This window comes from Streptomyces sp. NPDC089915, assembly GCF_040684675.1.
Classification (GTDB): domain Bacteria; phylum Actinomycetota; class Actinomycetes; order Streptomycetales; family Streptomycetaceae; genus Streptomyces.
In genome coordinates this window covers 62,532-84,453 of the sequence record NZ_JBFBGN010000001.1, presented here as the reverse complement: position 1 = coordinate 84,453, position 21,922 = coordinate 62,532, and the positions used below count along the sequence as shown (strand labels likewise).

Genomic DNA, 21,922 nt, shown 5'->3' with positions numbered 1-21,922 from the left:
GGGGCCGGCAGACCACACATCCGGCCCCCGCAATGGGCATCCGGCGATCCGGGCCGGCCCCCGCATCAGATCGCTACGCGCTTCGCTCTCCTCGGCGGCTTGCCGCCGTCTTGGGCCGGGATGCTCTGCCGGTTGGCATGTGGTGCAGGTACCAGCCCCAGACGGCCGCCGGACGCTGGGATGACAAGAGCGCGTAGCGATCTGCCGCGCCTGGTGGCGCCGGACGCGGTCCCGTTCGACATTTGGTGCGGGTAGCGGCCACAGGCGGTCGTCGGACGCTGGGATGGGCGAAGCGCGTAGCGATCTGTTGCGTGGGTCGGCCTCAGGCTCCGGCTTTGCCGGTCGGGGCCGGATGTGTGGTCTGCCGTGTCCCGACCTACCCGGCTGGTCCCTGACACGGCCGTATGCCTGCCTTACATCCGTCCCGTTCCTTTGGGGGGTTCTCGGCAGTCTTCGGCATTTCGTGGCGGGTCGGGCTGTCAAGGGTGGCCGAAGGCCATCGCGAAGCGACGCGACGAAGGAGCGCCCTTGACTGACCGACCCGACGCGGAAGGACGATGAGACTGGCGGGAAGCCCCCAACCTTCTCTGAGACCGCCCCGCGAAGACCCCGCCCTCCCACGCCCCGCCCGGCTGTTCCGTCACCGCCCACCAGTACCCCGTCCACCCGCGGCAACGACAAAGCGCCGAGTCACGGGACCGTCCGTGACTCGGCGCTCTGGTTGTTACCGCCCGACGGAGCGAGGCTGGCGCGACAGGACGTTCGCACCGCCGGGCGGAGTTGTGGGGGAGGTTGGTTCTCCTCTATATAGGGGACCCTGTGCGTGGCCCCTATACAGAGGAGTGGCTGGGACCGTGGCGGGCGGGCGACGAGAACTCCGGCGTCGTCTCCCTCAGGTCAAGAGACGGGCCTCGGAACCCATTACCACCGCACTGGCTCGCACGCTCGCCACGGTCCTCGTCCTGCCCTCACCGCGTACCACCCCTCATCCGGGTCCGCGGTGCGGGCTCAGCACCCGGGGCCTGACCTCCCGTCAGGCCCCCGGTACATCTGTGGGGCTCAGGCGTCGCGCAGGGCGCGAACGGCCTCCTCGACGCGCTTGCCGTACTCGGCGTCCGCGGCGTGGAAGTGAGCCAGGTTCTTCTCGATGACGTCCTCGAGGGTGACCTGAGACAGGCCGCCGGCGATGTTCGCCACCAGACGCTGCTTCTCGGCCTCCGACATCAGGCGGTAGAGCTCACCGGCCTGGAAGAAGTCGTCGTCCTTGGTGTGGGCCGGGGCCTCGTGGGTGCCCGTGTAGCCGGAGACGGCCTTCGGGGCGCCCAGGGCTATGCCGGTCTCGGCCGGGCCCTGGTACGAGTTGGGCTCGTAGTTCTTGTCGTGGCGCGAGCCGTTGCGCAGCGCCATGACACCGTCGCGGCCGTAGTTGTCGGCCTTCGTCGCCTTCGGGGCGTTGACCGGCAGCAGGGTGTGGTTCACACCGAGGCGGTAGCGCTGGGCGTCGGCGTACGCGAACAGGCGGCCCTGGAGCATCTTGTCCGGCGAGGCGGTGATGCCCGGGACGAAGTTGTTCGGGGAGAACGCGGACTGCTCGACCTCGGCGAAGACGTTGTCCGGGTTGCGGTCGAGGACCAGGCGGCCCACGCGCTGCAGCGGGTAGTCGCTGTGCGGCCACACCTTGGTGAGGTCGAACGGGTTGAAGCGGTAGTCCGCGGCCTCGGCGGCGGGCATGACCTGCACGTACAGGGTCCACGAGGGGTTCACACCGCGCTCGATGGCCTGGAGCAGGTCGGTCTGGTGCGAGTTGGCGTCGGAGCCGACGAGCTCGGCGGCCTGCTCGCCCGACAGGCAGCGGATGCCCTGGTTCGTCTTGAAGTGGTACTTGACGAAGAAGGCCTCGCCCTGGGCGTTGGTCCACTGGTAGGTGTGGGAGCCGTAGCCGTTCATGTGGCGGTAGGACGCGGGGATGCCGCGGTCACCCATCAGCCAGGTGATCTGGTGCGTCGCCTCGGGGGCGTGCGCCCAGAAGTCCCAGACGTTGTCCGGCTCCTGCTTGCCCGTGAAGGGGTCGCGCTTCTGGGAGTGGATGAAGTCGGGGAACTTGATCGGGTCCTTGATGAAGAACACCGGGGTGTTGTTGCCGACGAGGTCGTAGTTGCCGTCCTCGGTGTAGAACTTCAGCGCGAAGCCGCGCGGGTCGCGGACGGCGTCCGCGCCACCGAGGGAGTCGGCCACGGTGGAGAACCGCAGGAAGGTCTCGGTCTTCTTGCCGACCTCGGAGAGGAACTTGGCCGAGGTGTAGCCGGTGACGTCGTCGGTCACCTCGAAGTAGCCGTACGCGGCCGAGCCGCGGGCGTGCACCACGCGCTCCGGGATGCGCTCACGGTTGAAGCGGGCGAGCTTCTCAAGGAGCTGCTGGTCCTGGATCAGGAGCGGGCCACCGACGCCGGCGGTGGCGGAGTTCTGATTGTCGGCGACCGGGGCGCCGGACTCGGTCGTCAGCGTGCGCTTCGACATGGTGACCTTCCGTACGGGTAACTGCTGACGGAATGCATCTTCCGTCATGCGGAACAGCCTAATTTCGGCGTGAACGCGACGTCAACAGTTTGTTGAAAGAAAGAATGGGGAGGTAATCCGGACGGTGCCGGCGCTTGGGCGCGACAGGACAGGTGTCAGCACCGGCACCATCCGGAAACTCGGGCCCCCGTGAGGGGGGGGAGTGCGGCCCGGCGTGCGGGCCGCGGGGGGATCAGACCTGGGCGCCGGAGAGGCGCTCGACCGCGCGCAGGAGGGCGGAGTGGTCCAGGCCGCCGTCACCCTGGGCGCGCAGGGAGGCGACCAGCTGGGCGACGACCGCGCCGACGGGCAGGGCGGCACCGACGTTGCGGGCGGCGTCGGTGACGATGCCCATGTCCTTGTGGTGCAGGTCGATCCGGAAACCGGGCTTGAAGTCGCGGTTCAGGAAGTTGTCCTTCTTGCGGGTCAGGACCGTGGAGCCGGCCAGACCGCCGTTGAGGACGTCGAGGGCGGCCTCGAGGTTCACGCCGGACTTCTCGAGGAAGACGACGGCCTCGGCGCACGCCTGGATGTTCACCGCGACGATGAGCTGGTTGGCGGCCTTCACCGTCTGGCCGGAGCCGTGCGGGCCGCACAGGACGATGACCTTGCCGAGGGTCTCGAGGATCGGCAGCGCGGCGTCGAAGTCGGCCTGCTCGCCACCCACCATGATCGACAGGACGGCCTCGATGGCGCCGGCCTCGCCGCCGGACACCGGGGCGTCGATGACGCGGATGCCCTTCTCGGCGGCGTTCTTCGCCAGGTCGACCGAGGTCTGCGGGGTGATCGACGACATGTCGATGATCAGCGCGCCGGACTTGGCGTTCTCGAGGATGCCGTTCGGGCCGTAGTTGATGGCCTCGACCTGCGGGGAGGCGGGCACCATCGTGATGATGACGTCGGCGTCCGCGACGGCCTCGGCGATCGAGGAGGCGGCGGTGCCGCCGGCGGCGGCCAGGCGGTCCAGCTTGTCCTGCTCCAGCGTGAAGCCGGTGACCGAGTAGCCGGCCTTCAGGAGGTTCTCGGACATGGGGGAGCCCATGATGCCGAGGCCGACCCAGGCGATCTTCGGGAGGTTGCTCATGATGAGGTCCTTCTTCTTCAAGCTTTATACGAAAAGTGCGTGAGGTGCCTGGCTGATCGCCCGGACTTTGTCCGCCTACTTGGCGGCGCGGGCCTCGGCCGGCAGCCACTCGAAGGACGCGGCGGCGTCGGCCGCCTTGTACTCGAGGCCTACGTAGCCCTGGTATCCGGCCTTCTTGAGCTGGTCGAGGAGGTCCTCGAGGGGCAGCTCTCCGGTGCCGGGGGCACCGCGTCCGGGCTTGTCCGCGATCTGGACGTGCCCGGTCTTGGCGGCGTACTTTTCGATGACCTCGGAGAGGTCCTCATCGTTCATCGCCAGGTGGTACAGGTCGAGGAGGAACTTGGCGTTGCCGAGGCCGGTGGCCTCGTTCACCTTGTCCACGACCTCGATGCCGGCCGGGGCGCTCACCAGCGGGTAGAGCGGCGACTCGGGCTTGTTGAGGGTCTCGATCAGGAGGATCGCACCCACGCGGTCGGCGGCCTGGGCCGCGACGACCAGGTTCTTCAGGGCCAGCTCGTCCTGGACGGCCGGGTCCACGCCTTCGACGCGGTTGCCGTAGAGGGCGTTGAGCGCCTTGCAGCCGACCGAGGCGGCGAAGTCCGCCGCGACGTTGATGTTGGCGTTGAAGCGGTCCGACTCCTCGCCGGGCACCGAGACCGCGCCGCGGTCCGGGCCGGGGAGCTGGCCGGCGTAGAAGTTCAGGCCCACCAGCTGGGTGCCGGCGTCCTCAAGAGCCTTCTTGAGGGCGTCCAGCTCCTCCTGAGCGGGGGTGGGGGTCTCGATCCAGGGCCACCACAGCTCGACCGCGGTGAAGCCCGCCGCGGCGGCGGCCGCGGGGCGCTCCAGGAGCGGGAGCTCGGTGTAGAGGATCGAAAGGTTCACATCGAAGCGCTGGTCCGTGTATCCCATGAGGGGTGTGCGCTCCTTCCGTATTGCGGAAGTTACTTTCTGCTTGATGGAAGACTGCAAGCCCGGCGTCTCACTTGTCAAGTGCCGACTCCCGAAATCTCACGACCGCCCGGTAGCTTGGGCGGCGTGCGATTGAGAGTGGAGTTCACGACCGAGCCCTTCGACCTCGAAGAGGCCCCCGCCCACGCCGTGGCCGCCCGGGAGGTCATCCAGAAGGCCGAACTGGACGCGGTCGACGTGGGCCCCTTCGGCAATACCGCCGAGGGCGAGTCCGGCCGGGTGCTGAGCGCCGTGGCCGCGCTGCTGCGCGACGCGCTGGAGGCCGGCGCCACGCGCGTCTCCCTCCAGGTCAACGTGATCGGGGAGGACGGCGCATGACCGAGCCCCGCGACCACCCGTTCGTCACCGCGGTCAAGCCGCTCGTGGACGCGATGGGCGGCGAGCTCATGGACCCGGCCGGCGCCGAGCCCGACGACGTCGTGCTGACGTGGGAGGGGCAGGAGGTGGTGGCCGTGCGGCTGCCGCAGCTCTCGGACTCGCTGGACCACATCCTCGCGGCGCTGGAGCGGCGGCACGGCGTGCCGCTGGCGCAGCTCGACCGGAAGTCCAAGCAGGACGTGGTACGCATACTGGAGGCGCGGGGCGCCTTCTCCGTCCGCCATGGCGTGGAAACGGTCGCGGGGGCCCTGGGCGTAAGCCGCTTCACCGTCTACAACTATTTGAACCGGGACTCCGGCACTCAGAATCGGCCAAACAAGACGGCGAAGCAGAACAGCCCGGAGTGAGGGACGCTCCACCGACGGTCACGAGCCGCCGCCCAATTCACCCGGGCGGCGGCTTTTGTGTACAGGAAGTTTCAACAAAGTGTTGACGCCGTGTTGTCGAGGGCGTTAGCTATGCGCAGCCCGTCAAAGCAACAACAGGCCACGGAGGCCTACCGTGACTTCGAGCCAGACCCCGGGTCTGACCCGGTTCAACGCCTTGGACGACAGCGAGGCCACGGCCGAGCTGCACGAGGTGTGCGCCAGTTCGGCGTGGGGGAGCAAGATGCTCGCCCAGCGCCCCTTCGCCACCGCCGACTCCCTTTTCGCCGCGAACGAGACCGCCATGGCGGAGCTCACCGCTGACGACCTGGGCGAGGCGATGGGAGGCCACGCGCCGATCGGCCGGCCGAAGCCGGGAGACCCGACCTCCGCCCGCGAGCAGCGTGGCATGGCCGGTGCCTCGGAGGAGCTCAAGAGCGAGCTCCTCGAACTGAACCTGGCCTACCAGGACAAGTTCGGCCACGTGTTCCTCATCTGCGCCACCGGTGCGACCGGTGAGTTCATGCGGGACGCGGTCAAGGTCCGGATCGAGAACACGCCGGAGCAGGAGCGAGAGATCGCTCGCGGCGAACTCGTGAAGATCAACCGGATCCGTCTGACCCGACTCGTCGAGCTCGCAGAAGGAGAGTGACCATGAGCACCGAGACCACCGCGTCGGTGTCCACGCACATTCTGGACACCAGCATCGGCCGCCCCGCCGAGGGCGTCGCCATCTCCCTGTCGGCCCGCGCGGGCCTGAACGGCGAGTGGGCGGCCCTGGGCGGCTCCGCCACCGACGCCGACGGGCGCTGCAAGGACCTGCCGGCCCTGCCGGAGGGCACCACACACGTGCGTCTCGACTTCGAGACCGAGACGTACTTCGCAAAGAAGCAAGCCGAGGCGCAGCAGGACGCCCCCCGCGTAAGGGACAGCGGTGCGTTCTTCCCCGAGGTAACGATCACCTTCGCGGTGAACCCGGGCGAGCACTACCACGTACCGCTGCTGCTCAACCCGTTCGGCTACTCCGTTTACCGAGGGAGCTAGCATGGCCACGATTCTGGGCCAGAACCAGTACGGCAAAGCAGAGAACCGCGTCGTCAAGATCACGCGGGACGGCGACACGCACCACATCAAGGACCTGAACGTCTCGGTCGCCCTCTCCGGCGACATGGACGACGTCCACTACTCCGGCTCGAACGCCAACGTCCTCCCGACGGACACCACCAAGAACACGGTGTACGCGTTCGCCAAGGAGTACGGCATCGAGTCCGCCGAGCAGTTCGGCATCCACCTGGCGCGCTGGTTCGTCAACAGCCAGGAGCCGATCCAGCGCGCGCGCATCCGGATCGAGGAGTACGGCTGGGACCGGATCGCCACCTCGGACGCCAACTCGAAGTTCATCGGCTCCGACGAGGTCAACCACTCCTTCGTCCGCAAGGGCATGGAGACCCGCGTCACCCAGATCACGTACGACGGCCAGAACTGGGAGGTCATCTCCGGCCTCAAGGACCTGATCGTCATGAACTCCACGAACTCGGAGTTCTGGGGTTACGTGAAGGACAAGTACACGACCCTGCAGGAGGCGTACGACCGCATCCTGGCCACCCAGGTGTCGGGCCGCTGGCGGTTCAACTGGACCGACGACGAGCAGCGGATGCCCAACTGGGAGAAGTCCTACGCCGAGACCAAGAAGCACATGCTCCAGGCCTTCGCGGAGACCTACTCCCTGTCGCTGCAGCAGACCCTGTACCAGATGGGTTCGCGCATCATCAACCACCGTTCGGAGATCGACGAGGTCCGCTTCTCGCTCCCGAACAAGCACCACTTCCTCGTCGACCTCGAGCCCTTCGGTCTCAAGAACGACAACGAGGTGTACTTCGCCGCGGACCGTCCGTACGGTCTGATCGAGGCGACGGTCCTCCGCGACGGCGCTGACGCCCGTATCCCCGTGGACATGACCAACCTCTGAGCACCACACCGTCGCCCCGGGGCTCCGCAGTGGCCCCGGGGCGACACCCCCACAGCTTCCTGAATCGGCACCCGGACGCATCACACGGGGCGACAGTACTGTCAGCTGTCAGGCCCCCGGCTCCGGCACTCAAATCCCCAGGGTTTTGCCGTGCCCGCACCGCCACTGAAAGCACGAGGAAGTCCCATGGCAGCATCGGCAGCGCATGACGGCGCCGTAGAGCGCATCGTCATCGAGAACTGTGCGATCGCGACCGTCGACGCCAACGACACCGAGTACGCCTCGGGTCACGTCGTCATCGCAGGCAACAAGATCGAGTTCGTCGGCGCGGGCAAGGCCCCCGAGAACCTCGAGAACGTCGTCCGCCGCATCGACGGCACCGGGCACCTCGTGACCCCCGGTCTGGTCAACACGCACCACCACTTCTACCAGTGGATCACGCGTGGTCTCGCCACCGACCACAACCTCTTCAACTGGCTCGTCGCCCTGTACCCGACCTGGGCGCGCATCGACGAGCAGATGGCGTACTCGGCGGCCCAGGGCTCCCTGGCCGCGATGGCCCGCGGCGGTGTCACCACCGCGATGGACCACCACTACGTCTACCCGAAGAACTCCGGCGACCTCTCCGGCGCGATCATCCGCGCCGCGTCCGAGATGGGCGTCCGCTTCACCCTCGCCCGCGGCTCCATGGACCGCAGCAAGAAGGACGGCGGCCTGCCGCCGGACCACGCGGTCGAGACCCTCGAGGGTGCCCTCGCGGACACCGAGGCGACGGTGAAGAAGTACCACGACGCCTCCTTCGACGCGATGACCCAGGTCGCCGTCGCCCCGTGCTCCCCCTTCTCGGTCTCCACCGAGCTGCTGAAGCAGGGCGCCGAGCTGGCCCGCCGCCTCGGTGTGCGCATGCACACGCACGGCAGCGAGACCGTCGAGGAAGAGCAGTTCTGCAAGGAACTGTTCGGCATGGGCCCGACCGACTACTTCGAGTCGACCGGCTGGCTCGGCGAGGACGTGTGGATGGCGCACAGCGTCCACATGAACGACTCCGACATCGCCGCGTTCGCCCGCACCAAGACCGGTGTCGCGCACTGCCCGTCCTCCAACGCCCGTCTGGCCGCCGGCATCGCCCGCGTCCCGGACATGCTGGCCGCCGGCGTCCCGGTCGGCCTCGGCGTGGACGGCACCGCCTCCAATGAGTCCGGCGAGCTGCACACCGAGCTGCGCAACGCGCTGCTGATCAACCGTCTGAACCCGGTGCACCGCGAGGCCGCGCTCAACGCGCGCCAGTCGCTGCGCCTGGGCACCTACGGCGGTGCGCAGGTCCTCGGCCGCGCCGACAACATCGGTTCGCTGGAGGCCGGCAAGTGCGCCGACCTGGTCCTGTGGAACCTCAACACCTTCCTGCACTCCTCGATCGCCGACCCGGTCACCGCCCTCGTCTTCGGTGCGGCCGCCCCGGTCACCGCCTCGTTCGTCAACGGCAAGCAGATCGTCGAGAACAACCGGCTGCTCTTCGCGGACGAGGACGCCATCGCGGTGTCCACCCGCGAGGAGGCCCAGCGCCTGGCGCGCATCTCCGCGCAGGGCTGATCCCCACGGAGTCCGGCCGGGGGGGACGGCCCTCGGCCGGCCGCCGCGGACCCGAGCGGGGTCCGCGGCAGCCGTTCCCGGGAAGCGCCCGAGGAGAGATCCGACGGCGCCCCCGGGCGCGGTGACTCGTGACACCACTTCCCAGTACGGCGCGTCACCCCGCGCCACCGCCACGGCACCACCAGCCCTGACCGGGCTGGATCCACCGCGTGGAACCGGTTTTTGGGCGAATCGATTCCGCACCTCTTGGGACGAGAAGTAGCTCCACCCACAACTCCATAAAGGCTCGACCAGCACGCTTTCGCACCACCTCCCTGACACCCACGTCCCTGCCGACGTGTTTAACCGACCGGAGGAAGCCGTGGCCGATGCGCCCAGGTTTCGCAAAGATGCAGTCGCAGTACCGGAGGAGAAGCACCCGGTCGACGAGACCCTGCCTCCGCTCAGAATGTTCACCAGCGGCCTCCAGCACGTGGCCGCCATGTACGCGGGTGTCGTGGCCCCGCCCATGATCGTCGGGCCCGCCGTGGGCCTCTCGGCCACCGAGACCGCCTTCCTGATGGGCGCCTCGCTCTTCACCGCAGGGCTCGCCACCCTCCTCCAGACCCTCGGATTCTGGAAGATCGGCGCCAAACTCCCCTTCGTCAACGGCGTCTCCTTCGCCGGCGTGACCCCGATGATCGCCATCGGCAAGGGGCAGGGGCACGACGCCATCCCCGTCATCTTCGGCGCGATCATGGTCGCCGGACTCGTCGGCTTCGTCGCCGCCCCCTACTTCGGCAAGCTCGTCCGGTTCTTCCCGCCCGTGGTCACCGGCACCGTCATCACCCTGATCGGCGTCTCGCTGCTCCCCGTGGCCTTCAACTGGTCGCAGGGCGGCAATCGCACCGCCGTCGACTACGGCTCCATGAAGAACATCGGCATGGCCGCCCTCACGCTGGCGATCGTCCTGGTGATGCGCAAGTTCCTGCGCGGGTTCCTCCAGCAGATCTCCATCCTGCTCGGCCTCGTCGCGGGCACGCTCGTCGCGATACCGCTGGGGATGTCGGACTTCGACGCGGTCCGGAACGCGGACCTCGTCGGCTTCCCGACCCCCTTCCACTTCGGCGCCCCCCAGTTCCAGGTCGCGGCCATCATCTCGATGTGCATCGTGATGCTCGTCTGCATGACCGAGTCCACCGCCGACATCCTGGCCCTCGGCAAGATCGTGGGCCGCCCGGCGGACGCCCGGACCATCGAGGGGGGCCTGCGCGCCGACACCCTCGGCAGCGCGCTCAGCCCCCTGTTCAACGGGTTCATGTGCAGCGCCTTCGCCCAGAACATCGGGCTGGTGGCGATGACCAAGGTGCGCAGCCGCTTCGTCGTGGCCGCGGGCGGCGGCATCCTGATCCTGCTGGGCCTGTGTCCGGTGGCCGCCTCCGTCATCGGGGTCGTCCCGCTGCCCGTCCTCGGCGGCGCCGGCATCGTGCTCTTCGGCTCGGTGGCGGCCAGCGGCATCCAGACCCTGGCGGGCGCGGCCATGGAGAAGGGCGAGAACGCCCTCATCGTCGCCGCCTCGGTCGGCATCGGCCTGATCCCGATCGCCGCGCCGAACTTCTACCACGCCTTCCCCAAGGACCTGCTGGTCGTCCTCGACTCCGGCATCAGCACCGGCTGCGTGGTCGCGATCGTGCTCAACCTGGCCTTCAACCACCTCGGAGCCAAGAAGACGGCGGCGGAGACCGCCCAGGAACCGGCCTTCGCGCACTGAGGACCGGACACCCGTCCCGTGCCCCCGGCGGGCGTGCGGAGCCGCGTACACCACCCACTGCGGGTGTGGTGTACGCGGCTGCGCACGCCCGCCGGGGGCCGCGGCGCACCCGCCCGCGGCTCAGGTCCGCTCCGGCACCCCGGGCGCCGGATCCGTCCAGATGTCCGGCCGGACCGTCCGCACCCGGCGCCCCGTCTGGTCCAGCTCCTGCGCCTCCGACTTGCGCACGTGCAGGGCCACCGCGGTGTCCGCGACGCGCAGCCCCGGCAGCCGCCGGGACAGGTCGGCCGTGTAGCGGGCCAGCCCCTCGATCGTGCGCAGCCGGGCGGTGATCACGAAGTTCCAGGTGCCGCTCACCGACATGCAGGTCCGGGTCTCGCGCAGCCCGGCCGCCACCGCCGCGCAGTCGGCCACCTCGTGCTCGGGCACCTCCGCCCACAGGGTCGCCGACACCGGCCAGCCGGACAGCCCCGAGGCCATCGCACAGCTGTAGCGCAGGCCCTGCCCCGCCTCCAGCCGGCTCAGCCGGCGCCGTACCGTCGACTCGCTCATCCCCGACTCCCGGGCCAGCGAGGCCACGCTGCGCCGCCCGTCCGCGGCCAGCGCCAGCAACAGCGGCCGGTCCTCCTCGGGCACGGGGGCGACCGGCGGGGCGGCCGCGGCGGCCCCCGGGGCGCCCGGGGCGCGGCGGGCGCGGCCGGTCAGCAGCGCGGTCTGGGCCGGGGACAGGTGGTCCATCCGCCAGCGGTCGGGGGGCGAGTGGACCACGGTCACCATCGACGACCGGGTGCCGGTGACCCCCGGTATCCGCTGGACCCGGAACGAGAGGTAGCGGAACAGCATGTGCAGGTCCGGTACGGCCACGAAGGCCAGCAGGTCGCGGCCGCCCGTGGTGTGCTCCACGCCCATCGTGTGCGCGTCGCCCGCCAGGGCCGCACCCACCGCCGGGGAGGTGCCCGCCGCGCACATCACCTCCACCCACGCCATACAGGGCGCCTGGCTCCCCGTCCGCAGCCCCAGCCCCGAGACCCAGGCCTCGCCGGCCGACGTCATCCGCTCCCAGCGGCGCGCCAGGGTCTCCGGGCGGGCCCCGAGCACGGGGGCCAGCCGCTCCCAGCTGGCGCGGGGGGCGAGCTGGAGGGCGTGCACGAGGGCGCGGTCGGTGTCGTCAATGGTGGAAATGGCCGAGTTCATACTTACCCCTGGCGGTTTTCCCGGCCCCGGGCCGGTTAACCGGACTTTCGACTGATCATCTCTCTTCATGCGCCGAACCGCCGCATCGGACGGTCGTGCCGGACGGGACGGACGTGCGCAGCCCCAGGAGAGCAGCGGGAGGACGTATGGGGGAGCCCGGCTCAAGCGTGCGTCAAGCGGTGCCCGCCGAGCTGTCCAGCCTCGTCGGCCGGGCCGCCGAAGTGGCCCGCGTACGGGCCCTGCTGGGCACAGAACGCCTGGTCACGCTGACGGGACCGGCCGGCGTGGGCAAGACGCGGATCGCGGTGCGCGCCGTCCGCGAGCTCTGCGGGGGCCGTGGCGCCGACGTCGTGTGGGCCGATCTGTCCCGCTTGCCGGACTTCCGCGCGGGCGCGCCGGCCGCCGAACTGGGCGAGGGGCTCGCGGAACGCGAGGTCCTGCTGGTCCTGGACGGCTGCGAACAGCTCGGCGAACGGGCCGGGGAGCAGGTCGGGGAGCTGCTGAACCGCCTGCCCGGGGTACGGATTCTGGCCACATCCCAGCGGGTCCTCGGGGCGGCCGGGGAGTCCCTGCTCGCCGTCGGCCCGCTGCCCCTGCCCGCCGCCCCGGAGGATCCCGCCGCACCGCTCCCGGTGTCCGAGGTGGCCCTGTCCGCCGCCGTTCGGCTCTACGCGCAGCGGGCGCGCGGGGCCGACCCCCGCTTCGCGCTCACCGAGCACAACGCCGGGGCCGTCGCCGCCCTGTGCCGCGCCCTCGACGGGATCCCCGGGGCCCTGGAGCTCGCGGCCGCGCGGGCCCGCGGCCACGGCCCCGCCGAGGCCCTGCGCCGGCTGGAGGCCGACCCGCTGGAGTTCCTCACCGAGGGCGCGGGCCGGGCCGGCGGGGCCGACGCGCTGCGCCTGTGCCGGCTGGCCGCCCCCGGGGAGCGCCTGCTGTGGCAGCGGCTCTCGGTGTTCGCCGGCTCCTTCGACGAGACCGCCGTCGCCGAGGTGTGCGGGTTCGGCGCGCTCGCCCCGCCGGCCGCCGCCCGGACCCTGCGGCGGCTGGCCCCCGCCCTGCTGGCGGAGCCCGGGTACGCCGGCCGCTACCGGCTGCCGCTGACGGTACGGGCCTACGCGGCCCGGCGGCTGGCCCGCGCCCCGCACGGGGACGCGGCCACCGCCCGGCGCCGCCACCACGAGCACTGCCGGGTCACCGCCGAACGGGCCGCGTGGCTGTGGCGGTCGGGGGCGCAGCTGGAGGCGCGCGCCCTGGCCCTGCGGGAGCTGCCCGAGCTGCGGCTGGCGATGGACCCCGACGGGCCCGCCGGCCCGGCCGGCGCGCTGGAGATCGCCGTGTCGCTGTGGTTCCTCTGGTCGGCCTGCGGGCTGGCGGAGGAGGGGCGCGCACACCTGGAGCGGGCCCTGGCCCGGCACCCCGCGCCCCGGCCGGCCCGGGCGCTGTGGCTGGCGGCCTGGCTGGTGGCGAGCTTCGGCCGGTCGGAGGCCTCCGATCCGCTGCTGGTGGAGGCCTGGACGGCGGCCGTGCAGGAGGGGGAGGACGCGGTCCTGGCCTACCTGGCGCACGTGCGGGGGACCGCCGCCCTGTGGCGTGACCGGCCCGCCGAGGCCGCCGACGAGTACCGCGAGGCCCTCGACCTGCTCCCGGAGGAGCCCGGGTTCGGGCCGGGCCGGCAGGCGCTGGAGGCCGCGCGCGCGATGGCCCTCGCCCACACCGACCCCGCGGCCCTGCCCTTCGGGACCGGCCCGGCCGACGGCCCCGACCTGTGGGCCCGCTCCTGGAACGGGTACGCCCAGGCCGTCCTCCAGCGCCGCGAGGGCCGCCCCGCGCTGGCCCGCACCTGGCTGCTGCGGTCCCTGGAGACCCAGTTCGCCCTGGGCGACCGGCTGGGCCAGGCCCTCTCGGTGGAGCTGCTGGCGCAGCTGGAGGCCGACCTGGGCCGCCACGAGCTCGCGGCCCGGCTGCTCGGGGCCGTCTCCGGACACCGCCCGGCCGTCGCCTGCACCCCGCGCGCCGAGCGGCTCCTGCGGCTGCGCATGGACCCGGAGGACTTCCGGGCGGCCCACGCGGAGGGCGCCCGCACCCCGCTGAGGGAACTCCTCCCGGAGCTCTGAGCCCGGGGCCGCGGACCCCGGGTCCGTGGTCCCCGGGGCCCCGGTGGACCGGCGGGGCACGGGGTGTCACGGGGGCCGGAGTTGCCGCCCCGATCCGGCGTACGGCGTAAGGGACGCGGAAAGACATCGCTTGAGCGCTGGCTCGCCCCACCCCTCTGACCGGACAGGTGGTACAGCGATGTCCGACACCCCGCAGCTGTGGATGCGCAGCGAGACCCGACCCACCGAACGGCGCGCGCCGCTCACCCCCGACGACGCCGGGCTCCTCGTCCGGCGGGGCGTGCGGATCACCGTGGAGGATTCCGGCCACCGCGTCTTCCCGCTCGACGCGTACGCCGCCGCGGGCTGCCACACCGTGCCCGCCGGCTCGTGGGCGCGGGCCGCGCCCGGGACCGCGTACGTCCTCGGCCTCAAGGAGCTCCCGCCGGCGCCCGAGGCCCTGCACCACCGCCACGTCTACTTCGGGCACGCCTACAAGGGCCAGCCCCAGGCCCCGGGGCTGCTGCGGCGGTTCGCCGCGGGCGGCGGGACCCTGCTCGACCTGGAGTACCTGGCCGACGCGCAGGGCCGCCGGCTGGCCGCCTTCGGCTACTGGGCCGGGTACGCGGGCGCCGCCCTGGCCGCCCTGCACGCGCGGGGCCGGCTGACCGCCCCGCTGGTCCCCGCGCCGCGCCGGGAGCTGGACGCCCGGCTGCGGGACGCGCCGGCCGACGGCTTACGGGCCCTGGTGATCGGCGCGGGCGGCCGCAGCGGGCGCGGCGCCTGCGACGCCCTCACCACCGCCGGGATCGCGGTCACCCGCTGGGGGCGCGGGCAGACCCGCCGGCTGGACCGGGGCGCGCTGCTGGACCACGACATCCTGGTCAACGCGGTGCTCACCACCCGGCCCGTGCCGCCCTTCCTGACCGCCGCCGACCTGGAGGCCGGGACCGGACGGCTCTCGGTGATCGCCGACATCACCTGTGACACCGGGTCGGAGCTGCACCTGCTGCCGGTCTACGACCGCCTGACGGACTGGACGGCCCCGGCCCGGCGGCTGCGCGGGGGCGGCCGGCCGGTCGACGTGATCGCCATCGACAACCTGCCCTCGCTGCTCCCGGCCGAGGCGGCCCGGGCCTTCTCGGCGGACCTGCTGCCCAAGCTCGTCGACCTGCACTCCCCGGCCCCGGACCCGGACTGGCTGCGCTGCCGGGCGGCCTTCACCACGGCGATGGAGGCGCTCGCCGGCCCGGACGTGGCGGCGTAGCCCCCGGGAGGCCGCGCCTCGGATGGCCGGACCCCGGATGGCCGGACCCCGGATGGCCGGACGCCGGATGGCCGGACGCCGGATGGCCCGACCCCGGATGGCCGGCCCCCGCAAGGCCGGACCCCGCAAGGCCCCGCCCCGCCCACCGGCCCCGGGTCAGCCCTCCCGCAGTACCGCGAGGGGCCCGCGCGGCCGCGAACCGTCGGGCAGCTCCCAGCCGGCGGTGAGGCGGCCGAGCGCGCCGGAGTCGGTCCGGCCGGCCTCCAGGACGCGCACCAGCTCCAGGGTGAGGGAACGCCCGCCCGCCTCCACCGCGAGGCGGGTGCCACCGGGCCCGTCCTCGACGGCCACCACGGCCGCCCCCGGCGGGAGGGCGCCCTCGGCGGTCTCGGGGACCACGGTCGGGTCGGGGGAGCCGCTCACGTTCTGGTCCTGCGGTTCGGCGGCGCCGGCGAGGAGGGCGAGGAGCCGCTCGGTGAGCACCGGGTCGTGGGCCCCGTCGTAGATCCAGCGGGTGCCGAGCACCCCGTGCTCGGAGGTGCCGATCAGGCCCTCCCCGGCGCCTTCGAGCGGGGCCCCGCGGTAGGTGAGCGGCACGAGGTAGGCGACGGGTTCCCCGGTGGAGGCCTCGGTGACGACGATGAACTCGATGCCCACCTCGCCCTGCGGGTCGTCGAGCCGGAACCCGCCGGCCCCGGTCAGCTCGGGCGCCTCGGACGCGCCGGCGTACCAGGGCCGGGTGGGCAGCCAGGCGGTGAGCAGTTCGCGCTTGCCGGGCTTCATGGTGGTGCGGTGGATGACGGCCATGTCCGGTCAACTTCCTTCGGCGGTAAGGGGTTCCCCGAGGGGCGGGCGGTCTCGGCTTGATCATGACAGCCCGCCCCCCGGGGGCCTCACCTGCTTACGGAGCGGACGTCAGGTACATCCCGCTCTGGTCGCTCCCGGCCGTGTTCTTGCAGCTGGAGGCCGAGTCCGCGGGCTGGGCCGCGGCCAGCGCCAGGCAGCGGCCGACGGCCAGCTGGCCGAAGTAGTTCGGGTGCATGGACTCCTGGATCAGGCCCTGGGTCTCGTTGTTGTCGATCCAGCGGGCCCACTCGCTGGTCTTGCCCGACGCGGGGACCGTCGAGCTGACCTGCTTGCTGGCCTTGGCGCAGACCTCGCGCCCCTGCATCATGTCGCGCAGGTCCAGGAACTGGGTTCCCTTGGCGGCCGCGACCTGCTTGAGGCGGCCCGCGAGCTGCGGGACCAGGGAGTCGCGGGCCCAGTCCGAGTCACGGTTCCAGAAGGGGCAGCCGCCGCTGTTGAGCCGGCTCCAGTCGCTCTGGGTGTACCGGTTCTCGGCGCCGCGCGGGATCGGCGAGGGGTAGGACTGGAGCACGATGCGGTAGGAGGAGTCGGTGTACCCGGCCTGGCGCATCACGGCCCGGATCTCGTCCACGGACTTGCCCACGTTGGCCATGACCCCGTCGATCTTCGCGTCGACGGTCGCCTGCTGGTCGTCGTAGCAGTACGAGCCCCAGAGCACGAAGTCGTACGCGCACTCCTTGATGATGTCGGCGAAGCCGAGGTCGTTGCCGCCGACGGACAGCGCGATGACCTTGACGTTGCGGCTGGAGGCGACGGCCGCCAGCTGGTCGGCCTGGGGGGCCTCGCCCTTGTAGGACACGCCCCCGTTGGAGGCGCGGAAGACGTTCTGCGAGGTGGCCCCGGAGCAGGCGAGGTTCACCGCCGTCTCGGCGATCGCGCCCGCGCTCAGCACCTCGGCCGAGTCCGAGCGGTCGCAGCCGCCCGCGGTCGTGCCGTACACCTTCGAGGGGTCGTAGGTGCTGGCGCTGACCCAGGCCCGGTCGGTGCCGTTCCTGCTGCCGCTGTTGGTCAGGCTGTTGCCCTTCCAGCGTCCGGCTTCGCCGGAGATGTAGCTGTCGCCCATGGAGACGACGGCGGTGGGACCCGTCCCGGGCCCGGCCGCGGCCGGGCCGGCGCCGCCGACGAGCAGCGCGCCGGCGGCGAGCGGTACGACCATCCCGGCGCCGGCCAGCCGTCGCACACGGCTTCGGGCGGCCCGGTCCTTGCCGGCCTTGCGGAATCCGATCACTGCGGAACTCCTGCGGTCGGCCACGCCGAAGTTGCCGACAACTTCGGTGCGTGGCTTGGAAAGTGGGGGTACCGCCGGCGCCGGTGGCATCGGAAAGGTGGCACGGGCCCACTTGTTACCGCTAGGTACAGTCGGATTACGATGACGTAACGCCCGACCGGTCGGTCGGGCGCGGGGAGGTCGCCGGGTCCGGGCGGCTTCGCGCATGCGTACGCCCGCCCGCCGGGTCCGGGTGGGCCCGGGAACGGCTCCGCCCCCGGCACCTTCTCGGTGCCGGGGGCGGGGCGCAGGGTTCGACTGCTGTGCGATTCAGCCGAAGCGGGGGTGTCAGCCGACCAGCTGGTCGTACGCGGGGAGGGTCAGGAAGTCCGCGTAGTCGGCGTCCAGGGAGACCTTGAGGAAGAGGTCGTGCGCCTGCTGCCACTTTCCGGCCGCGAAGGCCTCCTCGCCGACCTCGGCGCGGATCGCGTCGAGTTCCCCGGCGGCGAAGGTGCGGGTCAGTTCGGCGGTGGCGCGCTCGCCGTTCTCGAAGACCACTCCGGCGTTGATCCACTGCCAGATCTGGGAGCGCGAGATCTCGGCGGTGGCGGCGTCCTCCATGAGGCCGAAGATGCCGACCGCGCCCAGGCCGCGCAGCCAGGCCTCGATGTAGCGGATGCCGACCTGGACGGCGTTGCGCAGGCCCTCGTAGGTGGGCCGGGCGTCCAGGGAGTCGATCGCGATCAGGTCGCCGGGGGCGACGGCGACGTCCTCGCGGAGGCGGTCCTTCTGGTTGGGCTTCTCGCCCAGGACGGCGTCGAAGGAGGCCATCGCGATCGGGACCAGGTCGGGGTGGGCGACCCAGGAGCCGTCGAAGCCGTCGCCCGCCTCGCGGTCCTTGTCGGCCCGGACCTTCTCGAAGGCGATCCGGTTGGCCTCGGCGTCCTTGCGGGACGGGATGAAGGCCGCCATGCCGCCGATGGCGTGCGCGCCGCGCTTGTGGCAGGTGCGGACGAGCAGTTCGGTGTAGGCGCGCATGAAGGGCGCCGTCATCGTCACCGCGTTGCGGTCCGGCAGGACGAACTTCTCGCCGCCGTCACGGAAGTTCTTGACGATGGAGAACAGGTAGTCCCAGCGGCCCGCGTTGAGGCCCGCCGCGTGGTCCTTGAGCTCGAAGAGGATCTCTTCCATCTCGTAGGCCGCGGTGATGGTCTCGATCAGGACGGTCGCGCGGACGGTGCCCTGTGGGATGCCGACGTAGTCCTGGGCGAAGACGAAGATCTCGTTCCAGAGGCGGGCCTCCAGGTGCGACTCCGTCTTCGGGAGGTAGAAGTAGGGGCCCTTGCCGAGGTCGATCAGGCGCTGGGCGTTGTGGAAGAAGTAGAGGCCGAAGTCCACGAGGGAGCCGGAGGCCGGGCCGCCCTCGAAGCTGAGGTGGCGCTCCTCCAGGTGCCAGCCGCGCGGGCGCATGACCACGGTGGCGAGCTGCTCGTTGGGCTTGAGGGCGTAGGCCTTGCCGGTGCGCGCGTCCGTGAAGTCGATGCGGCGTTCGTAGGCGTCGATGAGGTTGAGCTGGCCGAGGACCACGTTCTCCCAGGTGGGAGCCGAGGCGTCCTCGAAGTCGGCGAGCCAGACCTTGGCGCCCGAGTTCAGGGCGTTGATGGTCATCTTGCGGTCCGTGGGACCGGTGATCTCCACACGGCGGTCGTTCAGCGCTGCCGGGGCCGGCGCCACCTTCCAGTCGCCCTCGCGGACCTGTGCGGTGTCCGGGAGGAAGTCGAGCGTGGAGGTGCGGGCGATCTCGGCGCGCCGCTCGCCGCGTCGGGCGAGGAGCTCGGCGCGGCGGGGGGCGAACCGCCGGTGGAGCTCGGCCACGAAGGCGAGGGCCGCATCGGTGAGGACTTCGTCCTGCCGGGGCAGGGGCTCGGCGTCGACGATGGCCAGCGGGGACGGCGCTGGTGCGGACATATCTGTCACTCCTTCAGCGGCGGTGCCTTGCGGCCGCGGGGAATGCTCGCGCGAGACGGCACGCAGTGCCGTCGGGTGTGGAGAGTTCCGGATAACGGTCGCCGGCGCCGTCTGGGGGTTCAGGGCGCTTCTGACCAGTGGATAGTAATTTCCTCATGGTGGAAGTTCAATGGTTTGTTGATATCGAGATTCTCTGAGTCGACAGACTCCGCTTGCCCGTGGCCCTCAGTGCCATCGCGGTCACAGCCCGCTCGCTCCCGAGCCGGACCCCGCTCAGGCGAGATGTGCCAGGTCGGGCGGGGTGTCGATGTCGAAGTCGGCCGCGACGTCCCCGCACTCCACCAGCATGACCTCGTCCGCGTGGTTCTTCAGGTGGACCCGCGCGCCCCGGTCACCGGTCGCGGTCGCCGCGATGTCCGCCCACCGGTCCGCCCCGAACAGCACCGGGTGCCCGCGCTCCCCGTCGTACGCGGCCGCCGCCAGGCTGGCCGGGGACCGGTACGCCGCCCGCACCCGGGCCACCGCCTCCGGCCCGATGCCCGGCTGGTCCACCAGCGAGACCAGGGCCGCGCCGGCCCCCGTACCGGCCAGCGAGGCCAGGCCCACCCGCAGGGAGGAGCCCATGCCCTCGGCCCAGTCCGGGTTGTCCACGACCACGCAGCCCGACAGGTCGGCGCGCTCGCGGACCTCCGCCGCCGAGGCGCCCAGCACCACGTGCACCGGGCCGCAGCCCGCCTCGCGCAGGACGCGGACGGCGTTCTCCACGAGCGGCCGGCCCCGGTAGGGGAGCAGGGCCTTGGGCCGCCCCCCGAGCCGGCGGCCGCCCCCGGCGGCCAGGAGGAGACCCGCGATCACTGGGGGCGCGCCGGCGTTCACCGGGGGAGCGGACTGGGGCGTGTGTTCGGCTGCTGACATGGGAGCGATTCTCGCGCCCCCGTCGCCCGTCCGGGTGAGTGCCGCGCGAGCAGCCGCCGTACGGAGGCCAGCGCGGCCCCCATCCGCAGGGGCTCGCTGATCCGGTTCTCGGCGGCCGCCAGCAGGGCCCGCTCGTCACGGTCGGTGAACACGTCGTACGGCATTGCGCACTCTCCTTGCCAATGGGGGGCCAATACAGCGAGTCTGGACCCGGATTGGCCTGGCGGGCAGAGCCAATCAGGGGGGGTTGGCATGGCGAACGGGCGAGTGGTCCACACGGCGGACAGAACGGTCGGCAGCCGGCAGCTCGCCGCGATGCTCCCCCCGGAGGTGCTGGCCCGCCCCGGCTACCGCTCCCTCGCCGACGCCCTGCGCACCCTCGTCCTCGACGGCCGGATCGCCCTGCACGTCCGGCTGCCCGCCGAACGCGAGCTCGCCGAGGCCGTCGGGGCCAGCCGCGCCACCGTCACCGGCGCCTACGACCTGCTCCGCGAGAGCGGCTACGTCCGCAGCCGGCGCGGCTCCGGTACCTGGACCGAGCTCCCCGAGGGACACGGCCCGGTCGGCGCCCACCTGCTGGTCGGCGGCGTCGGCGGCCGGGCCGACGGGGAACCGGGCATCGACCTCGCCATCGCCGCCATGGGCGCCCCCGCCGACACCCTCACCGAAGCCCTCGCCTGGGCCGCGCCCCGGCTGCCCGCCCTCGCCCGCAGCCCCGGCTACCACCCCTTCGGCCTGCCCGACCTGCGCGCGGCCGTCGCCGACCGCTTCACCCGGCGCGGGCTGCCCACCCGACCCGAGCAGATCCTGGTCACCGCCGGGGCCCAGCAGGCCTTCGCGCTGGTCGTCAGCCTGCTCTGCCGGCCCGGCGACCGGGTCGTCACCGAGAGCCCCACCTACGCCAACGCCCTCGACGCCCTGCGCCACGCCCGGCTGCGCACCGGTTCGGTCCCCGTCTCGGACGCGGGCTGGGACATGGAGACCGCCGAGTCCACCCTCCACCAGACCGTCCCCCGGCTCGCGTACACCGTCCCGGACTTCCACAACCCGACCGGCGCCCTGATGCCCGAGGAGCACCGGCTGCGGCTGCTGGCGGCGACCCGGGCCTCGGGGACCTGGCTGGTGGTCGACGAGACCATCGCCGACATCGCCCTGGACGTCCCCGCCCCCGCCCCGCTGGCCTCCCTCGCCCCGCGCTCGGGCGCCGACCACGTGATCACCATCGGCTCGCTGAGCAAGACCCACTGGGGCGGGCTGCGGGTGGGCTGGATCCGGGCCACCGCGAAGCTGGTCAACGAGCTGACGGCGGTACGGGTCTCCGCCGACATGACCGGCTCCGTCCTCGACCAGGTGGTGGCCCTCCCGCTGCTGGAGGGCATGGACCGCTCCCTGCCCCGGCGGCTCGCCGAGCTGCGGATCCGGCGCGCCGCCCTGGTGGGCTCACTGGAGCGGCACACCCCGGAGTGGTCCTGGCGGCTGCCGCCGGGCGGCCTCTCGCTCTGGGTGGACCTCGGCGAACCGGTCAGCTCCGCCCTGGCCGAACGGGCGGCCGCCGCCGGGGTGCACATCGGCCGGGGCGCCCGCTTCGGCGTCGACCCGGGCACCTTCGAACACCGCCTGCGGATCCCGTACACCCTGCCGCCCGACCGGCTCGACGAGGGCGTACGCCGCCTCGCGGCGGCCTTCCACGAAGGCGTCCCGCTCACCCCGGGGGTGGAGCGGCCCTACTGGGTGGCGTAGCCCGCCCCGT

General features: G+C 72.0%; 18 protein-coding genes. 10 read left to right on the top strand and 8 right to left on the bottom strand.

Annotation, left to right across the window (positions count from 1 at the left end; genetic code table 11):
• Positions 1 to 1,059: 1,059 nt before the first annotated feature.
• The 3 genes from AB0O29_RS00380 to AB0O29_RS00370 all read right to left on the bottom strand — a co-directional run bounded on the left by AB0O29_RS00380 (position 1,060) and on the right by AB0O29_RS00370 (position 4,549).
• Complete coding sequence (locus AB0O29_RS00380) at positions 1,060 to 2,517, bottom strand: catalase (protein ID WP_365143905.1); 1,458 nt, start codon at positions 2,515 to 2,517, stop codon at positions 1,060 to 1,062.
• Positions 2,518 to 2,749: 232 nt separating this feature from the next.
• Positions 2,750 to 3,640 carry a 2-hydroxy-3-oxopropionate reductase gene (locus tag AB0O29_RS00375; RefSeq protein WP_365143661.1) on the bottom strand — a complete coding sequence of 297 codons (891 nt, stop codon included), beginning with the start codon at positions 3,638 to 3,640 and terminating at the stop codon, positions 2,750 to 2,752.
• A gap of 75 nt (positions 3,641 to 3,715) precedes the next feature.
• Positions 3,716 to 4,549 carry a TIM barrel protein gene (locus AB0O29_RS00370; protein WP_365143658.1) on the bottom strand — a complete coding sequence of 278 codons (834 nt, stop codon included), beginning with the start codon at positions 4,547 to 4,549 and terminating at the stop codon, positions 3,716 to 3,718.
• 126 nt (positions 4,550 to 4,675) lie between these two features.
• On the opposite strand from AB0O29_RS00370, the gene AB0O29_RS00365 reads away from it, so the two are divergent.
• The 7 genes from AB0O29_RS00365 (at position 4,676) to AB0O29_RS00335 (ending at position 10,661) form a co-directional block, all read left to right on the top strand.
• A complete protein-coding gene (locus AB0O29_RS00365; protein ID WP_365143655.1) occupies positions 4,676 to 4,927 on the top strand; it encodes a hypothetical protein in 252 nt (83 codons plus the stop codon).
• A complete protein-coding gene (locus tag AB0O29_RS00360) occupies positions 4,924 to 5,334 on the top strand; it encodes a helix-turn-helix domain-containing protein (RefSeq protein ID WP_365143652.1) in 411 nt (136 codons plus the stop codon). Before AB0O29_RS00365 ends, AB0O29_RS00360 begins: the two co-directional genes overlap by 4 nt.
• A gap of 154 nt (positions 5,335 to 5,488) precedes the next feature.
• Positions 5,489 to 6,004: a 2-oxo-4-hydroxy-4-carboxy-5-ureidoimidazoline decarboxylase gene (gene uraD, locus AB0O29_RS00355; protein WP_365143649.1), complete on the top strand. Its 516-nt coding sequence runs from the start codon at positions 5,489 to 5,491 to the stop codon at positions 6,002 to 6,004.
• A 2-nt stretch (positions 6,005 to 6,006) separates the two neighbouring features.
• Positions 6,007 to 6,396 carry a hydroxyisourate hydrolase gene (uraH, locus tag AB0O29_RS00350; protein ID WP_365143645.1) on the top strand — a complete coding sequence of 130 codons (390 nt, stop codon included), beginning with the start codon at positions 6,007 to 6,009 and terminating at the stop codon, positions 6,394 to 6,396.
• A gap of 1 nt (position 6,397) precedes the next feature.
• Positions 6,398 to 7,321, top strand: coding sequence for a factor-independent urate hydroxylase (pucL, locus tag AB0O29_RS00345; protein WP_327279348.1), 924 nt, complete (start codon positions 6,398 to 6,400; stop codon positions 7,319 to 7,321).
• A 186-nt stretch (positions 7,322 to 7,507) separates the two neighbouring features.
• Positions 7,508 to 8,911, top strand: a complete 1,404-nt coding sequence (locus AB0O29_RS00340; protein WP_365143641.1) for an 8-oxoguanine deaminase — start codon at positions 7,508 to 7,510, stop codon at positions 8,909 to 8,911.
• Between the two features lie 361 nt (positions 8,912 to 9,272).
• Entirely contained in the window at positions 9,273 to 10,661 is a 1,389-nt protein-coding gene (locus AB0O29_RS00335; protein WP_365143638.1) for a nucleobase:cation symporter-2 family protein, read from the top strand.
• A 120-nt stretch (positions 10,662 to 10,781) separates the two neighbouring features.
• On the opposite strand, the gene AB0O29_RS00330 is transcribed toward AB0O29_RS00335, so the two are convergent.
• Positions 10,782 to 11,855 carry an Lrp/AsnC family transcriptional regulator gene (locus AB0O29_RS00330; RefSeq protein ID WP_365143635.1) on the bottom strand — a complete coding sequence of 358 codons (1,074 nt, stop codon included), beginning with the start codon at positions 11,853 to 11,855 and terminating at the stop codon, positions 10,782 to 10,784.
• A 167-nt stretch (positions 11,856 to 12,022) separates the two neighbouring features.
• Between AB0O29_RS00330 and AB0O29_RS00325 the strand changes: the two genes are divergently transcribed.
• Entirely contained in the window at positions 12,023 to 13,969 is a 1,947-nt protein-coding gene (locus AB0O29_RS00325; RefSeq protein WP_365143632.1) for a hypothetical protein, read from the top strand.
• 178 nt (positions 13,970 to 14,147) lie between these two features.
• Positions 14,148 to 15,215 (top strand): saccharopine dehydrogenase, encoded by a 1,068-nt coding sequence (locus tag AB0O29_RS00320; RefSeq protein ID WP_365143629.1) that lies wholly within the window; start codon positions 14,148 to 14,150, stop codon positions 15,213 to 15,215.
• Between the two features lie 156 nt (positions 15,216 to 15,371).
• Here the strand turns inward: AB0O29_RS00320 and AB0O29_RS00315 are convergent, their stop codons facing one another.
• From AB0O29_RS00315 to AB0O29_RS00300, 4 genes are all read right to left on the bottom strand, one after another.
• A complete protein-coding gene (locus AB0O29_RS00315; protein ID WP_365143626.1) occupies positions 15,372 to 16,022 on the bottom strand; it encodes a 1,4-alpha-glucan branching protein in 651 nt (216 codons plus the stop codon).
• A gap of 94 nt (positions 16,023 to 16,116) precedes the next feature.
• Complete coding sequence (locus AB0O29_RS00310) at positions 16,117 to 17,400, bottom strand: GDSL-type esterase/lipase family protein (RefSeq protein WP_365143623.1); 1,284 nt, start codon at positions 17,398 to 17,400, stop codon at positions 16,117 to 16,119.
• 237 nt (positions 17,401 to 17,637) lie between these two features.
• A complete protein-coding gene (gene aceB / locus AB0O29_RS00305) occupies positions 17,638 to 19,257 on the bottom strand; it encodes a malate synthase A (RefSeq protein WP_365143620.1) in 1,620 nt (539 codons plus the stop codon).
• A 273-nt stretch (positions 19,258 to 19,530) separates the two neighbouring features.
• Positions 19,531 to 20,172, bottom strand: coding sequence for a nucleotidyltransferase family protein (locus tag AB0O29_RS00300; protein ID WP_365143617.1), 642 nt, complete (start codon positions 20,170 to 20,172; stop codon positions 19,531 to 19,533).
• A gap of 252 nt (positions 20,173 to 20,424) precedes the next feature.
• Here AB0O29_RS00300 and AB0O29_RS00295 point away from each other — a divergent pair, with 252 nt between their 5' ends.
• Complete coding sequence (locus AB0O29_RS00295) at positions 20,425 to 21,912, top strand: PLP-dependent aminotransferase family protein (protein ID WP_365143614.1); 1,488 nt, start codon at positions 20,425 to 20,427, stop codon at positions 21,910 to 21,912.
• The last annotated feature ends 10 nt before the right edge of the window (positions 21,913 to 21,922 follow it).

What these genes read in the sequence shown, in the direction of transcription:
- AB0O29_RS00380 (WP_365143905.1), bottom strand. Translation starts at nt 2,517, where the DNA reads ATGTCGAAGCGCACGCTGACGACCGAGTCCGGCGCCCCGGTCGCCGAC.
- AB0O29_RS00375 (WP_365143661.1), bottom strand. Translation starts at nt 3,640, where the DNA reads ATGAGCAACCTCCCGAAGATCGCCTGGGTCGGCCTCGGCATCATGGGC.
- AB0O29_RS00370 (WP_365143658.1), bottom strand. Translation starts at nt 4,549, where the DNA reads ATGGGATACACGGACCAGCGCTTCGATGTGAACCTTTCGATCCTCTAC.
- AB0O29_RS00360 (WP_365143652.1), top strand. Translation starts at nt 4,924, where the DNA reads ATGACCGAGCCCCGCGACCACCCGTTCGTCACCGCGGTCAAGCCGCTC.
- uraH (WP_365143645.1), top strand. Translation starts at nt 6,007, where the DNA reads ATGAGCACCGAGACCACCGCGTCGGTGTCCACGCACATTCTGGACACC.
- pucL (WP_327279348.1), top strand. Translation starts at nt 6,398, where the DNA reads ATGGCCACGATTCTGGGCCAGAACCAGTACGGCAAAGCAGAGAACCGC.
- AB0O29_RS00340 (WP_365143641.1), top strand. Translation starts at nt 7,508, where the DNA reads ATGGCAGCATCGGCAGCGCATGACGGCGCCGTAGAGCGCATCGTCATC.
- AB0O29_RS00330 (WP_365143635.1), bottom strand. Translation starts at nt 11,855, where the DNA reads ATGAACTCGGCCATTTCCACCATTGACGACACCGACCGCGCCCTCGTG.
- AB0O29_RS00320 (WP_365143629.1), top strand. Translation starts at nt 14,148, where the DNA reads ATGTCCGACACCCCGCAGCTGTGGATGCGCAGCGAGACCCGACCCACC.
- AB0O29_RS00315 (WP_365143626.1), bottom strand. Translation starts at nt 16,022, where the DNA reads ATGGCCGTCATCCACCGCACCACCATGAAGCCCGGCAAGCGCGAACTG.
- AB0O29_RS00310 (WP_365143623.1), bottom strand. Translation starts at nt 17,400, where the DNA reads ATGCCACCGGCGCCGGCGGTACCCCCACTTTCCAAGCCACGCACCGAA.
- aceB (WP_365143620.1), bottom strand. Translation starts at nt 19,257, where the DNA reads ATGTCCGCACCAGCGCCGTCCCCGCTGGCCATCGTCGACGCCGAGCCC.
- AB0O29_RS00300 (WP_365143617.1), bottom strand. Translation starts at nt 20,172, where the DNA reads ATGTCAGCAGCCGAACACACGCCCCAGTCCGCTCCCCCGGTGAACGCC.
- AB0O29_RS00295 (WP_365143614.1), top strand. Translation starts at nt 20,425, where the DNA reads ATGGCGAACGGGCGAGTGGTCCACACGGCGGACAGAACGGTCGGCAGC.